The following is a 14,336-nucleotide window of genomic DNA, read 5'->3' as shown; positions in this document are numbered from 1 at the left end:
TTTGGAGAACGCCCAGGGCGGGCCAGTAGTGTTGGGTCGTGCTCAAAACCGCGCTGCGCCCCCGTTCACTGGCCTTCCTGGCCGTGGCGCTGCTCGTGGCGTGCCTGTTCGTGGGGCTGAGCGCGTGGCAGCTGAACGCGTCCCGCAGCGCAACCACGGTGGCGGACCCTGCCAAGGACCGTGTCTCCGCGCTCGAGACCGTCACCACCCCCGGTGAGCCGACCTCGGCCCAGCAGGCGGACCACGTGGTCTCCGTGACGGGGCGCTACGCCACCGACTCCACGGTCCTGGTGCCCGGACGTCTGCACGACGGCGACTCGGGGTACTGGGTGGTCTCGCAGCTGGTGATCCCCGGTTCGCAGGACCGCTGGGACGCCGCGGACGAGGACCTCTCCATCGCCGTGGCCCGCGGGTGGGTGGCCTCCCCGGACGAGGTGCCCGCCGCGCCGTCGGGCGAGGTCCGGGTGATCGGCAGGCTCATGCCCACGGAGTCGCCCCTGCCGAGCGAGGCCCTGCCCGCCGACCAGGTGAGCACCGTGGCCTCGGCGCAGCTGAGCAACCTGTGGGACGCTCCGGTGTATGCCGGGTACGTGGCCTCGTTCTCGGAGAACCCGGCCGCGCAGCCCGCGCCCGTGACGCCGGAAGGGACCCTGGCGGCGTCGGCGGCTCCCATGGGGGAGGGGCTCGCAGAGCTGCAGATCGACCAGCAGCCCACGGACACGTCCGTCCACGCGCTGAACCTCTTCTACGCCGTGGAGTGGGTGGTGTTCGCGGGCTTCGCGGTCTTCCTGTGGTGGCGTTTCGTGCGGGACGACTACCTGCGCCGTCAGAACCCCGAGCAGTACTTCTACTTCGACGGCGACTACTTCTGGGACGAGTCCGAGCAGTCCTACTACTACTGGGACGCCCAGGACCAGCGCTACTACTACTTCGACGACCAGCCCGCGGTGGCCGGGGCGGACCGCTCCGCCGGGCCCCGCGCCACCCCGCGATCCGACAACGGAGCCTCTGATGACTGACCCCACGCCGCACTCCGATCCGCAGCCCCGCCCGGTCCGCCGCACCGACGGCGTGCGGGTGAGCGCCCCCGAGGACGCGAGCCCCGAGCGGGCCACCGTGCCCGACAGCGTGCGGGCCAAGGCCGCGGCGCTCAAGCCCCGGCGCCGCTTCGGCGGCACCGAGGCGCAGATCCGGGGCGCGCTGACGTTCTACAAGGTGTGCGCGTGGATCTCCGGCACGTTCCTGCTGCTGCTCGTGGCCGAGATGGTCACCCGCTACGGGCTGGGGTACGACCTCATTGCCGGCGGCACCGACAAGGTGACGGGCGAGACCGTCGCGCTGGGCTGGCAGAACCTGGAGCTGGAGAACCTGGCCGGCGGCGTGAACATCTCCACGTGGATCCTGATCGTCCACGGCTGGTTCTACGTGATCTACCTGCTCTCGTGCCTGCGCGTGTGGTCCCTCATGCGCTGGCCGTTCGCCCAGCTCATCGTCATGGCCCTGGGCGGCGTGGTGCCGTTCCTCTCCTTCATCGTGGAGCGCAAGATCCACCGCTCCACCGAGGCCGAGCTCGCGGCCAACCCCAAGGCCGCCAAGCGCTACTGAGCCCCGCCGGGGGAGGCCCGTGCGTGTTCTAGACTTGTGGGCGTGACTGAAACCCCTGACACCCTGAGCGAACTGGAGCAGCGCCCGGTCCTCGTGGTCGATTACGGTGCGCAGTACGCGCAGCTGATCGCCCGCCGGGTCCGCGAGGCGAACGTGTACTCCGAGATCGTCCCGCACACCTGGTCCACCGAGCAGATCCTCGCGCGCAACCCTGCCGCGCTGATCCTCTCCGGCGGTCCCGCCTCCGTGTACGCGCCCGGTGCGCCGCAGCGCGACGCCGAGCTCTTCGAGGCCGGGGTGCCCGTGCTGGGCATCTGCTACGGGTTCCAGGTCATGGCCAACGCCCTGGGCGGCACCGTGGAGCGCACCGGTGTGCGCGAGTACGGCGCCACCACCGCCACGTGCCCGGACACCGCCGTGGGCACCCTGCTGGACGGCACCCCGGACGTGCAGACCGTGTGGATGAGCCACGGGGACTCCGTCACGGCCGCCCCCGAGGGGTTCACCACGCTCGCCACCACCGAGGGTGCCCCCGTGGCCGCCTTCGAGAACCGCGAGCGCCGCCTCTACGGCGTGCAGTGGCACCCCGAGGTCAAGCACTCCGCGTTCGGCCAGAAGGTGCTGGAGAACTTCCTCTTCAACGGCGCGCAGCTGACCCCCACGTGGTCCACCGGCAACATCATCGAGGAGCAGGTGGCCGCGATCCGTGCCCAGGTGGGCGACGGCAAGGCGCTGTGCGGGCTCTCCGGCGGCGTGGATTCCGCGGTGGCCGCAGCCCTCGTGCAGCGCGCCATCGGCGACCGCCTCACGTGCGTCCTGGTGGACCACGGGCTGATGCGTCAGGACGAGGTGGCGCAGGTGGAGAAGGACTACGTGGCCGCCACGGGCGTCAAGCTCCACATCGCCCGTGAGCAGGACCGTTTCCTGGACGCGCTCAAGGGCGTCACGGACCCCGAGACCAAGCGCAAGGCCATCGGCCGGGAGTTCATCCGCGCGTTCGAGGCCGCCGAGGAGAAGGTGCTGCGCGAGGAGGCCCAGGACGGCCAGCCCGTGCGGTTCCTGGTCCAGGGCACCCTCTACCCGGACGTCGTCGAGTCCGGCGGTGGCGAGGGCGCGGCCAACATCAAGAGCCACCACAACGTGGGCGGGCTCCCCGAGGATCTGCAGTTCGAGCTCGTGGAGCCGCTGCGGGCCCTGTTCAAGGACGAGGTGCGCGCGGTGGGCCGCGAGCTCGGGCTTCCCGAGAACATCGTGGGCCGTCAGCCCTTCCCGGGTCCGGGTCTGGGCATCCGCATCATCGGCGAGGTCACGGAGGAGCGCCTGGACGTCCTGCGCCGCGCGGACGCGATCGCCCGTGAGGAGCTCACCCGGGCGGGCCTGGACGACGAGGTCTGGCAGATGCCCGTGGTCCTGCTCGCGGACGTGCGCTCCGTGGGTGTGCAGGGTGACGGCCGCACGTACGGCCACCCGATCGTGCTGCGCCCGGTCAGCTCCGAGGACGCCATGACCGCTGACTGGTCCCGGCTGCCCTCCGAGCTGCTGGCGCGGGTGTCCAACCGCATCACCAACGAGGTCGAGGAGATCAACCGCGTGGTCCTGGACGTGACGTCCAAGCCGCCGGGAACCATCGAGTGGGAGTGATCCCCGCCCTCTGAGAGCCATCGTCAGTCCCGGTGCGCCGGTCGGCCCCACGTCCCCGTGGCGCGCGGACCGGCGCACTCGTGAGTAGGAGCACCATGCCGACACCCCAGGACAGCCCGCGACCCACCCCCCAGGACACGGACGCCATGCAGGGGCCCCGGGAGCACCCCCGCGTGTCCCTGCGCGCGTGGACCCAGCAGATGGACGCGTACACGGGGCCGGACACTCTCCTGGACTTCAACCAGGTGGACAACGTGTGCATCGACCTCACGGAGGCCAACTCCTCGGGGCAGGCGCAGCTGCTGATGCAGCGGCCCACGCGGCTGTCCACGATGATCCACCAGAACACCCCCGCGTACGACCGCGCGGTGCGCTCCGCCCGTGCGCTGCGCACCAAGATCCACGAGCTGTCCGTGGGCCACGGGCTGGACGCGGCGTACCTCGCGGCGGGCACCGCGTCCTGGCTCGCGGACCCCGTGGCGGACGGGCTGCGGCGTTTCATCGCCCCCGTCCTGCTGGCGCCGGTGACCGTGAAGCTGCGCCCGGACCACAAGGACTTCGAGCTGCACATCGTGGGACCGGCGCACCTGAACCCCGCGCTCGTGCGCAGACTCCGGGAGGACCACGGTGTGGAGCTGGCCACCGCGGAGATGTCCCGCCTGGCGTACGGCACGCGCAAGCTGGACCCCGCCCCCGTGCTCGAGACCCTGCGGCAGCTCGCTGTGGAGGTCCCCGGGATGCACGTGGAGCACCAGCTGGTGGTCTCCACGTTCGCGGACCTGCACGAGCGTCCGGCGGACGAGCACGTGGTGGCCCGCACCCGCCTGGTGGAGGACCTGGCGCGCCTGAAGAACTCCGAGGTGGGCAAGCTGCCCGTGGTGCACGCCCTCACCAACGACGCCCCCGCGCTGGACCAGCGGGATCCCGCGGACGAGCTGCTGCTCACGGACCTGGACGCAAACCAGCAGGAGGTTGTGGACCTCGCGGAGCAGGGCAAGAGCTTCGTGGTGGGCACCCCCGTGGGGACCGCCGCGGTGGACACCGTGGTCTCCACCGTGGGCGCCCTGGTGCACCGCGGGCGCAGCGTGCTGGTGCTGGGCGAGTCCCGCACCACGCTGGCCGCCTTCAACCGCGCCTGGAACCGCACGGGACTGGACTCGCTCGTGCTCCCGCTGGGCTCCCACCTGAGCCCGGACGACGTCGCCGAGCGGCTCGTGCGCGCGGTGGCCCGCAACGAGCGCACCCAGGAACCGCACACCGAGCCGATCCGGGAGGCGCTGCAGCGCACTCGGGAGCAGCTGCGCGTGCACGAGGAGTCGCTGCACACCCGCCGGCCACGCTGGCAGGCGTCCCCCTACGAGGCCATGCAGGCCCTCGCGGAGCTGACCGCTCGGGATCCCGGGCCCCAGACCACGGTGCGCTTCCGGCGCTCCGTGCTCGACGCCGTGTCCCACCGCGGCGAGGTGCGGCGCCAGCTGCAGCGCGCCGCCGCCCTGGGGGCCTTCGACCCGGCCACGCTCGCGGGCCCGTGGCACGGTGCCCGCCTGGTCAACGACGACGAGGCCCGCCAGGCCCACGACCTCGCGAAGTCCCTCCTGCTGGAGCTGACCACGCTGTCCACCGCCATGCGCCACGTCCTGGGCGTGTCCGGGCTGCGGGTGGGCTCCACGATCGCGGAGTGGGAGCAGCAGCTCGAGCTGGTGATCGACGTGGGCAACTCGCTGCGCCACCTCACCCCGGACATCTACGACCGCCCCGTCACGGACCTGATTGCCGCCACGGCCTCCGCGTCCTGGCGCCGCGACCACGAGATCGAGCTCAGCGGGCTGCAGCGCTCCCGGCTGCGCAAGGCGGCCAAGGAGTACATCCGCCCGGGCGTGCACCTGTCCGACCTGCACGCCGCGCTGGTGAAGGTGCAGTCCGAGCGGGACCGCTGGCGGCAGTGGGCCACCACTCTGGAGCAGCCGGCCGTGTCCGACCGCGCGGAGGAGACCCTGCGCACCCACCGCCGCTTCCGGGAGGACCTCGAGGGCCTGGCCATCGCCCTGGAGGGCTCGGTCACCGCGGCCCGGCTGGAGACCGCCACCGTGGACGAGCTCCAGGTGATCCTGGACGAACTGATCAACGACGAGGCCCACCTGAGCACCCTTCCCGAGCGGACCGTGCTGCTCGAGGACCTGCGGGCCCGTGGTCTGGGGGAGTTCCTCGCGGACCTCGAGTCCCGGGGCGTGCCCGCGGAGCAGGTGGACGACGAGCTCGAGCTGGCGTGGTGGCAGTCCGTCCTCGAAGCCATGATCAGCGGAGACGACTTCGTGGCCATGCCGGACGGTTCCCAGCTGCGCAGGACGGAGTCCGCCTTCCGGCGTGCCGACTCCGCGCACATCGCCGCGGCCCCGGCTCGGCTGGAGCACGAGCTGGCCACACGGTGGGCCCGGGATGCCGAGCGGTTCCCGCGGGAGGCACGCACCCTGCGCGACATGCTGCGCAGCGGACGGGTCCGCACCGAGGAGCTGGACCGGGTCCAGCGCCTCACGCCCTCCCTGGTGCCCGTGTGGACGGCCAGTCCGCTCGTGCTCACGGCGACCCTCGGTGACGAGCAGGCCGTGGACGCCGTCGTGATCCTGGACGCCGAGTCCACGCCGCTGGCCGCAACGCTCCCGGCGGTGGTCAAGGCGGAGCAGGTGATCGCCTTCGGCGACCCCCACGCGGGCGGTCCGCAGCCGTTCACGGTGGCTCCCCGCGTGAGCGCGCGGGACACCCCGCAGCCCGTGACCGAGGTGGACTCCGCGTTCGAGACGCTGTCCCGCGTGGTGGACTCCCGCTCACTGACCTCGGTGCGCCGTCCCATGGACCCCCGCCTGTTCTCCTACCTCAACGAGGCCTTCTACGACGGCGCGCTGACCCGTGTGCCCTACGCCTCGGAGCTCATGGGCGCCACCACCGGGCTCTCCGCGGAGTACGTGGTGGACGGGGTGGGTGTGCTCACGGCCGGGAGCGAGGGCGTCCAGGCCCCGGCGGCAGAGGTCCAGCGCACCGTGGACCTGGTCTTCGCCCACGCGGTGCGCCACCCGGAGCGCTCGCTGGCCGTGGTGACCGCGAGCGCGATGCACGCCGCCCGCGTGGCGCAGGCGGTGCAGCGCAGGCTGCGTGAGTCCGGGGAGTCTGCGGAGTTCTTCGCGCCGGGCCACGAGTCCTTCCGGGTGGTGGAGCTGCACCGGGCGGCCGGCATCGAACGGGACACCGTGATCTTCTCGCTGGGCTTCGGGCGGACCACCTCCGGGCGCAGCACGCCTCAGCTGGGCTCGCTCTCCGAGCGGGACGGCCGCCAGGCGTTCGTGCGGGGGATGACCCGCTCGCGTCGCCACACCCACATCGTGACGTCCATCCACCCCAAGGACACCGAGCTGCGGCGGTTGCAGCACGGTGCCAAGGACATGTACCACATGCTCGAGGTGCTGTTCGGGGAGGAGACCACGTCCGAGCGCGCCCCGGCACCCGTGGACGACCCCGGAGCCGCGACCGATGCGCTCGTGGCAGACCTCGCGCGGCGGCTGCGTGCCGCCGGAGCCACCGTGCACACCGGCTACGCGCACGCCGTGGACATGGCGGCGCACGCGGATGCCGAGTCGCTCTCCGCCGGCGCGGTCCTGCACCGCGGGGACGACGACGCTCCCGTCCGGATCCCCGTGGCCCTGCAGTCGGACGGCTCCGACCGCAGCCGTGCCCTGAGCGTGCGCGAACGTTCCCGGCTGATCCCGCAGCACCTGGAGCGCGCGGGGTGGAACTACGTGAGCCTGTGGTCCGTGGAGGTCTTCACCGATCCGCAGACGGTGGCCGGACTCGTGCAGCGCTACCTGGGACTCTCGGGTGGCGAGGCCGGGGCGGCTGCCGCCCCGGCGCCGGGCGCTGCGCAGGGGAGCGCGGACCGTGTCGGATGAGTCCTCGGGTGGCCGGCGGCGCGGGTCGCACCGGCGCGTGACCGGAGGGACCGCCCCCGACCAGGAGCGCGCCCTGGGCGGCCCCGTGTGGGGCGAGGCCACGCCGTCGCTCGGCTCGGACGCCCCGGACCCCCGGGAGGCCGGGACCTCGGACGGGCACGAGCAGTGGCTGCGCGAGCAGCGGCCCCCTCACTGGGGCTGACCGTCCGGACCGGCCGCGCCACGGGGTCCGTCCCGCCGCACTGCGTGGGACGCTCCCGGTTCGAGCGGGGCGCCGTCACCGTTCAGCGGGTCACGGTGCCACGAGGACGAGTGACACCCGGCCGGACCCCTCGAGCGCGGCAAGACTCGCTGCCGTCTCTCGTGGAGCGGCCAGCACCACCAGGCCGGAGTCCGTGTCCGTCCCGGCCGGGGCCAGCATGGATGTGTCACCTCCGGACGTGGACGCCGCGGCCCACAGCACCGTGACAGAGCGGGCGACCGGGCGGCCGCGCGCGGCCGAGGCGTCGTCCGCATGGTGCACGACGTCCACGGCGTCCCCGGGACGGATGTGACGCAGCACCGCGGGATCGCTCACCCGCACGGTGGCGGCGGTCGTCCCCGGGGGCTGGCCGGTCAGCACACCGGGCCCCAGCACGCTGGTGGAGGTCACCGGCTGACCGGGTGAGAGCGCCACGGTGGTGGTCTGCCCGCCCGCCTCGGGAATGCCGGTGAAGGCAGCTGCCGGCGCGATGTCCACGGGGAATTCGGTCACGGTGAGGTCTTCGGCGGTCAGGGCGGTGCCCGCGGGAACGTCGTGGGCGGCTGTCACCACGGGGGTGGTCCGGTCACCGGGCGGGGCGAGCCGGAGGACCACGATCGTGAGGGCCAGCGCGCAGAGCGCGGCGGCCACGAGCCGGTGGCGCCGGCGCACCGCAGTGCGCAGCCTCAGACCCAGGGGATAGTGCGGACGGGGCGGTGAGCTCATACCCGGACGCTAGGGTGGCATGGAGCATCTCCGGGCCTGCGCTCCACGAGCGGTGCACTGCGCCACGGTCTGCCGCACCCGGTCCGGGACTGTGCAGGGCGCTCGCCGCGGGCGGAGCGTGGGATCAGCGGGCGGGGAGCGTCACCGGGAGCTCGCGGAACCGCCCGACGTCGTGGTCGCGGAGCCCGCTCCGGTGGTGGGCGCGGCCGAAGGGGTCGAGGCGCCGCTTCCCGAGGAACCGGAGCCGCTGCCGGTGGCCGCGGTGTCCCCGGAGGTTCCAGAACCACCGGAGGCTCCCGACCCGCCGGCGGATCCCGAGCCGGAGGCCGTGCCGGCATCTCCGGAGGCCCCGGAGCGGGAATCGGTGCGGTAGAAGCCGGAGCCCTTGAACACCACGCCCACGGAGTTGAACTTCTTGCGCAGCACGCCCCCGCACTCGGGGCACACGGTCAGGGCGTCGTCGGAGAAGGACTGGCGGATGTCGAAAGCATGGCCGCAGTCTTTGCAGGCGTAGGCGTAAACGGGCACGGATGATTCCTTCGAGAGCGGGAGGGACGGTCGTTCACCGACGTCACATCCTACTCGCGGGCTCCCGCTCGACCGCGCCAGCTCGGGCCGCCCACACGGGTGCGCTCAGGCGGACCCGCCCAGCGCCACGACGCCGTGCTCGGTGAGCACCTCGGCCAGGACCGCGTCGTGGGGCTCCGACGGGACCTCTCCGGCGGGGAGCACCTCGTCCGCGAAGCAGCACGCCACGGTCCGGGGCCGGTGTCCGGCGGTCCCGAGGGCCTCGAGGAACCGGTCGTAGTAGCCGCCACCGAAGCCCAGTCGCACGCCGCTGCGGTCCACGGCCACCACGGGAACCACCAGGACGCGGACGGCCGCGAACACTTCCAGGCCGTGCCGCGGGCCGGCGGGTTCGCGCAGACCGGGCAGGGCGCCGTCCACCCGCGCGGCCCCGGGACGCCACTGCACCCAGGCCAGCGTCCGCCGCGGGGCCACGACCGGCAGCCACACGCGCCGCCCCCGCCGATGGGCGTCCTCGAGCGCCGGCAGCAGCGGCGGTTCGTCGGGCAGCGGCAGGAAGCCGGCGACGTCGCCCGCTCCGGTCTCTGCGAGAAGCCGGGTGAGGTGCGTCCCCAGGCCCGCCTGCGCCTCGCGCCGCACCCCGGCACCGCGGTGACGACGCCGCTCGAGCACGTGCGCGCGCAGGGTTGCCTTGGCGGCGCGGTCCCCTGAGGGCTGTTCCATGGGCACGCTCCTGGGTGACTGTCCGCTCTTGGGAGTACACGGAGTGCATTACCGGCCGGATTCCAGGGTTGGAGCCGGGGCGCGGATGCCTCGTCGTTTACCCTAAGTCCATGAGCCCTCACGAAACCAAGCGCGTACACAAGGCCGTCATCCCCGCCGCGGGACTGGGCACCCGCTTCCTGCCCGCCACCAAGGCGATGCCCAAGGAGATGCTGCCGGTCGTGGACCGCCCGGCCATCCAGTACGTGGTCCAGGAGGCCGTGGACGCCGGCCTGGACGACGTCCTCATGATCACGGGCCGCTCCAAGCGGGCCCTGGAGGACCACTTCGACCGCGTTCCCGCCCTCGAAGCCCAGCTGAAGGAGTCGGGCAAGGACGCCCTGCTCTCCGAGGTGGAGCACGCGTCGGACCTCGGGGAGATCCACTACCTGCGCCAGCAGGACCCCCAGGGCCTCGGCCACGCCGTGCTGCGCGCCAAGATTCACGTGGGGGAGGACCCCTTCGCGGTGCTGCTCGGAGACGACCTGATCGACGAGAAGGAGGACCTGCTCTCCCGGATGATCGAGGTGCAGGAGCGCACGGGCGGCTCCGTGGTGGCCCTCATGGAGGTGCCGCGCGAGAGCATCAGCGCCTACGGCTGCGCCGACGTCACCGCCGTGGAGGGCGAGGACTACGTGAAGGTCAACGGCCTGGTGGAGAAGCCGGCCCCGGAGGACGCCCCCTCCAACCTGGCGATCATCGGCCGTTACGTGCTGCACCCGGAGATCTTCGAGATCCTCGAGAGCACCGCACCGGGCCGCGGCGGCGAGATCCAGCTGACGGACGCCATGCAGACTGTTGCGGACCGCGGTGGGGACGCCCACGGCATGTACGGCGTGGTGTTCAAGGGACGCCGTTTCGACACCGGCGACAAGCTCTCCTACCTCAAGGCCAACATCGAGCTAGCGTGCGAGCGCGACGACCTCGGCCCGGGTCTGCGGTCCTGGATCGCGGACTACGCCAAGACCCTCGAGGTCTGAGGACCCGCACCGGGTGAGCACGGCAGCCGAGTGGCCCGTCACCGTCCAGTGGGCGCAGCTGATGCTGCGCCCACTGGTCATGAGTGACCGCGGTGAGTGGGACCGGGTGCGCTACCGCAACCGGGAGTGGCTCGAGCCGTGGGAGGCGAGCAACCCCGAGGCGGCGGGGACGGCGCCGTCGTACCGCAGCTTCGTGCGGCAGATGCGGCAGCAGGCGCGGGCCGGGCAGTCTCTGCCGTGGCTGATCACGGAGCTGGACCCGGTGAGCAGGCGGCAGGAGCTCGTGGGGCAGCTGACCGTCTCGGGCATCACCCTGGGCTCGTTCCGCTCGGCCAGCCTGGGGTACTGGGTGGACGGCGCGCAGGCGGGCCGGGGGATCGCTCCGATGGCCGTGGCCATGGCCACCGACTACTGCTTCCAGCACCTGAGGCTGCACCGCATGGAGATCAACATCCGTCCCGAGAACGCCAAGTCCCTGCGGGTCGTGGAGAAACTGGGCTTCCGGGACGAGGGCCTGCGGGAGCGTTTCCTGCACATTGCCGGTCGGTGGGCGGACCACCGCAGCTTCGCGCTCACGGCCGAGGAGGTTCCCGAAGGCCTCGTGCGCCGGTTCACCGGCGAGGACGAGGGCATCACCGTGCGGCGCGGGCTGCGCTGACCCACCGCTCGGCGCGCGGGTGCGCGCCGAGCGGCCGGACCCAGGGCTGTGCCCATCGCGCGACCGGCCCCGGGCGTCCGCCGGTCGGGCCTGAAACCGGACGACGTACGGCTGACGGGCACCCGAACTCCGCCCCAGGACCATCGAATGACATTGATGTGAGCAACACGCTCATTCCACGCCGGGAATCTTTCTCACCTGTCCTACCCTGAAATGGTGGGTTTGTCTTGGGTGAGCAGTTCAGCGGTCCTGGCCGCTATCATCGTGCTGTGTGTGATGTGGTTCGCACCGCACGTGGCCAGGCGCACCAGCGTTCCGGTCCGCGCCCAGGTGGAGGCCCCGGACCTGCTGCTCCACCCGTCGGACCGCCCCCGCGAGCACGTCCGCAGCACGCCCAGTAGAGTGGGGGCCACGGCCTCAGTACAGCTTCATGAACGGGAGACGACAGCCATGGACACCTCGGCACATGCGCCGTCCGCCATCACCGTCCGCCGCGGATCCGTGGCGGGTCTCCGGATCAAGTGGGACCGCACCATCGTGTTCCTGACCGGCGCCGCGCTCGTCCTGGCCGCCGTACTCACCGGAATCGCCGCGCCCTTCACGGCCGTCACGTGGGCCGTGCCCGTGGTGCTGCTCCTGCTGGGGGCCGGCTGCGTGGCGGGTCTGCGCTACCTGGCCGTCACCGACCGCGCCGGCGTGTCGGCCCAGGCCGCCACGCGTCAGACGGCCCCCGCCCAGCACGCCATCTTCGACAACGAGGACCAGGCCCGTCAGGACCGCGAGGAGCAGGAGCTGCAGGCGGACGCCGCCCTGGATCTGCCGGCCGAGGGGCAGCTGCCCGAGACGGTGGAGCCCGAGCGCCCCGCGGTCGAGAAGACTTACAGCGTGGCGGAGCTGCGCGCGGAGGCCCTCAAGGTGGCCCGCAGCTCGGCCGCCGCGGGATCCACCGCGGCCACATGGGAGCCGGTCCCGGTGCCCAAGCCGCTCTACACCCAGGCGCCCGTGGTGCAGCGCCGCGCACCGGAACCGCTGCGGGTGCCGCAGCGCCCGGCGGCCACCACCACGTCCCTCAAGGACGCGGTCCGCGCTGGGGAGCAGGAGAGCGCCGCGCTGAACCTGGACGACGTCCTGAAGCGACGCCGGGCCTGACGCCTCCAGCACCTACCGATTTGACGACAGCAGCGCGCCGCGGATCCCGAACAGGGCCGCGGCGCGTTCTACACAGGGAGCACCATGGTCACGCATCAGGTTGAGATCGAGCGCAAGTACGACGTCGCGGGGAACAAGAAGCCCAAGCTCAAGCTGCACAAGCTGGAGCACTTCACCGTGGGCGATCCCGTGGAGCACGACATGAGCGCCACGTACTACGACACCGCCGATCTGCTGCTCGCGCGCTCCGCGGTGGCCGTGCGGCGTCGTACCGGCGGCAGCGACGACGGCTGGCACGTGAAGTACGAGGCCGGTGCGGTGCGCGGCGAGCTGCACTACGAGCCCCTCAAGACCGCCCCCGACCGGCTTCCGGCGGCACTGCGAAAGGTGCTGCTGGGTCTCACCCTGGGCGAGGACCTCCAGCCCGTGGCCACCGTGGACACGCGGCGCACGCTGTACCCGGTGCTCGCGGAGGACGGGCAGTACGCCGAGCTGTGCCTGGACGCCGTCTCTGCGCGGGACGAGCGCGCTGGGGTCACCCGGGAGTGGACCGAGTGCGAGGTCGAGCTCACGCGCGACGACCTCACCGAGAAGCAGGCCAAGGCCGTGTTCGAGGCCGTGGAGACCGTCCTGTTCGCCGCGGGGGCGGAGCCGTCCTCCTCGGTGGCCAAGATCGCCCGGGCCCTCGGCCAGGACGGCGGGGACGTGGTGCGCGTGGTCTCGCCGGAGCACGCCGCCGTCACGTCCGACGACGCCGCTGACGCCGCCTCCGCGGGGTTCGCGCCGGGTGCGGGAGAGTCTGAGGGAGAGCAGCCGTCCGGGAAGGGCTCGTCGAACGACGAGGGCTCCTCCAAGGACACGAGCTCGTCTAAGAACAAGGGCTCGGGGAAGAAGAAGGACAAGGGCTCCGCCAAGGGCAAGTCGTCCAAGAACGGCAAGGACACGAAGAACGGCAAGAGCTCCGCGGGGAGTGGGGGCGGGCATGCGAAGGGCAACGACGCGGCGTCGTCGTCCGACACCGGGGACCGGGGGGAACGCACGGGGGCCGACGTCCTCGCGGAGATGATCTCCCACCTGACCTCGCAGCTGCAGCGCTGGGACTTCGCGGTGCGCATCGAGGCCGAGGACTCGGTGCACCAGATGCGCGTGCGCTCGCGGGCGCTGCGCAGCGTGCTCCAGGCGTCCCGGGGCTTCGTGGCCGAGGACGTGGTGGCGGACATGGAGCAGCGGCTCAAGGACCTGGCGCGTGTGCTCGGCGACGCCCGGGACCAGGAGGTGGCCCTGGAGCGGCTGGACGTGCTGCTCGACGGCCAGCCGGCGGGTGTGCTGAGCGGTGCCGCCAAGGAGGAGCTGCGCGAGGCGGCCAGTCACCTGGGCACCGGCACCGGGCGGGCGGTCCGGCGGGAGCTGGACAGTCAGGACTACCTCCAGCTGGTCCGGGACCTGCACGCGCTCGGTCGCGGAGAGGGTTTCACGGAGGAGGCCGCGGCGCTGTCCGACAGGAAGTTCGCCAAGGCGGTGCTCGGCGCGGCACTGAACCGGGTGGTCGTCACGGCCAGCACCACCACACCCGAACCGGGGGCCGAGGTTTCGCTGAGCGACATGGCCATGGACGTGGGGGAGCGGATCGCCCTGCCCGGCAAGGACGCTCTGCAGACCGCGGCGGCGTTCGAGGTGCTGCACGAGACCCGCAAGGCCGCGAAGTCCGCGCGCTACGTCTCCGAGGCGCTGGGACGGGCGCACGCCAAGGCGGGGAAGAAGCGGATCCGCGCCGCCGCAGTGGCCAAGGACTACCAGGACGACCTCGGGGTGATCACGGACGCCGCGGTCATGGAGGAGTGGCTCGCGCGCGCCGCCCGCTCGTTCCAGCGCACCGGCAAGGACCGCTACGCGGTGGGCGTGCTCCACGGGATGGAGCTCACCGAGCTGCGCAACGGGATGCTGGAGGCCGCCGAGATCCTGGAGGACCTCGTGGAGGACCTGAGGGACGAGCTGCCCTCGCAGGACTGACCCGCACGGGTGCCCCGGTCCGTGAACCGGGGCCACGGGAGACGGGAGCGCCCCGTCGACGAGTGGTCGTCGACGGGGCGCTCCTTCGAAGGGGCCGC

General features: G+C 72.4%; 12 protein-coding genes. 9 read left to right on the top strand and 3 right to left on the bottom strand.

All coding sequences use genetic code 11. The features are described 5' to 3' along the window. The first annotated feature begins 38 nt into the window (after positions 1-38). From D9R02_RS01550 to D9R02_RS01530, 5 genes are all read left to right on the top strand, one after another. Positions 39-1,019: an SURF1 family protein gene (locus tag D9R02_RS01550; RefSeq protein WP_019309599.1), complete on the top strand. Its 981-nt coding sequence runs from the start codon at positions 39-41 to the stop codon at positions 1,017-1,019. Then, the gene (locus D9R02_RS01545; RefSeq protein WP_019309598.1) at positions 1,012-1,605 is read left to right on the top strand and encodes a DUF3817 domain-containing protein; all 594 of its coding nucleotides are present in this window, start codon (positions 1,012-1,014) and stop codon (positions 1,603-1,605) included. Before D9R02_RS01550 ends, D9R02_RS01545 begins: the two co-directional genes overlap by 8 nt. A gap of 42 nt (positions 1,606-1,647) precedes the next feature. After that, the gene (gene guaA / locus D9R02_RS01540; RefSeq protein WP_029603150.1) at positions 1,648-3,246 is read left to right on the top strand and encodes a glutamine-hydrolyzing GMP synthase; all 1,599 of its coding nucleotides are present in this window, start codon (positions 1,648-1,650) and stop codon (positions 3,244-3,246) included. Positions 3,247-3,341: 95 nt separating this feature from the next. Beyond that, positions 3,342-7,184, top strand: coding sequence for an ATP-binding protein (locus D9R02_RS01535; RefSeq protein ID WP_019309596.1), 3,843 nt, complete (start codon positions 3,342-3,344; stop codon positions 7,182-7,184). A 37-nt stretch (positions 7,185-7,221) separates the two neighbouring features. Continuing rightward, positions 7,222-7,386 (top strand): hypothetical protein, encoded by a 165-nt coding sequence (locus tag D9R02_RS01530; RefSeq protein ID WP_237708713.1) that lies wholly within the window; start codon positions 7,222-7,224, stop codon positions 7,384-7,386. Positions 7,387-7,476: 90 nt separating this feature from the next. Here the strand turns inward: D9R02_RS01530 and cpaB are convergent, their stop codons facing one another. The 3 genes from cpaB to D9R02_RS01515 all read right to left on the bottom strand — a co-directional run bounded on the left by cpaB (position 7,477) and on the right by D9R02_RS01515 (position 9,402). Further along, on the bottom strand, positions 7,477-8,151 hold the full coding sequence (gene cpaB, locus D9R02_RS01525; protein ID WP_019309594.1) for a Flp pilus assembly protein CpaB: 675 nt from the start codon (positions 8,149-8,151) through the stop codon (positions 7,477-7,479). Positions 8,152-8,292: 141 nt separating this feature from the next. Further along, positions 8,293-8,679 (bottom strand): FmdB family zinc ribbon protein, encoded by a 387-nt coding sequence (locus D9R02_RS01520; protein WP_019309593.1) that lies wholly within the window; start codon positions 8,677-8,679, stop codon positions 8,293-8,295. A gap of 105 nt (positions 8,680-8,784) precedes the next feature. After that, positions 8,785-9,402 (bottom strand): 5-formyltetrahydrofolate cyclo-ligase, encoded by a 618-nt coding sequence (locus D9R02_RS01515; protein WP_019309592.1) that lies wholly within the window; start codon positions 9,400-9,402, stop codon positions 8,785-8,787. Between the two features lie 110 nt (positions 9,403-9,512). Between D9R02_RS01515 and galU the strand changes: the two genes are divergently transcribed. The 4 genes from galU (at position 9,513) to D9R02_RS01495 (ending at position 14,238) form a co-directional block, all read left to right on the top strand. Further along, complete coding sequence (gene galU, locus D9R02_RS01510; RefSeq protein ID WP_019309591.1) at positions 9,513-10,421, top strand: UTP--glucose-1-phosphate uridylyltransferase GalU; 909 nt, start codon at positions 9,513-9,515, stop codon at positions 10,419-10,421. Between the two features lie 13 nt (positions 10,422-10,434). Further along, entirely contained in the window at positions 10,435-11,079 is a 645-nt protein-coding gene (locus D9R02_RS01505; RefSeq protein ID WP_019309590.1) for a GNAT family N-acetyltransferase, read from the top strand. A gap of 276 nt (positions 11,080-11,355) precedes the next feature. Continuing rightward, positions 11,356-12,228, top strand: a complete 873-nt coding sequence (locus tag D9R02_RS01500) for a hypothetical protein (protein ID WP_259463885.1) — start codon at positions 11,356-11,358, stop codon at positions 12,226-12,228. 84 nt (positions 12,229-12,312) lie between these two features. Beyond that, entirely contained in the window at positions 12,313-14,238 is a 1,926-nt protein-coding gene (locus D9R02_RS01495; RefSeq protein ID WP_019309588.1) for a CYTH and CHAD domain-containing protein, read from the top strand. The last annotated feature ends 98 nt before the right edge of the window (positions 14,239-14,336 follow it).

Origin of the sequence: Kocuria rhizophila (genome assembly GCF_003667225.1) — a bacterium.
Classification (GTDB): domain Bacteria; phylum Actinomycetota; class Actinomycetes; order Actinomycetales; family Micrococcaceae; genus Kocuria; species Kocuria rhizophila.
Note: the sequence above shows the minus strand (reverse complement) of the source record. Positions and strands in the feature narration are given on the sequence as shown.

Excerpts from the sequence above, each read along its gene's own strand:
- D9R02_RS01545 (WP_019309598.1), top strand. The coding sequence starts at position 1,012 with ATGACTGACCCCACGCCGCACTCCGATCCGCAGCCCCGCCCGGTCCGC.
- D9R02_RS01535 (WP_019309596.1), top strand. The coding sequence starts at position 3,342 with ATGCCGACACCCCAGGACAGCCCGCGACCCACCCCCCAGGACACGGAC.
- cpaB (WP_019309594.1), bottom strand. The coding sequence starts at position 8,151 with ATGAGCTCACCGCCCCGTCCGCACTATCCCCTGGGTCTGAGGCTGCGC.
- D9R02_RS01515 (WP_019309592.1), bottom strand. The coding sequence starts at position 9,402 with ATGGAACAGCCCTCAGGGGACCGCGCCGCCAAGGCAACCCTGCGCGCG.
- galU (WP_019309591.1), top strand. The coding sequence starts at position 9,513 with ATGAGCCCTCACGAAACCAAGCGCGTACACAAGGCCGTCATCCCCGCC.
- D9R02_RS01500 (WP_259463885.1), top strand. The coding sequence starts at position 11,356 with ATGTGGTTCGCACCGCACGTGGCCAGGCGCACCAGCGTTCCGGTCCGC.
- D9R02_RS01495 (WP_019309588.1), top strand. The coding sequence starts at position 12,313 with ATGGTCACGCATCAGGTTGAGATCGAGCGCAAGTACGACGTCGCGGGG.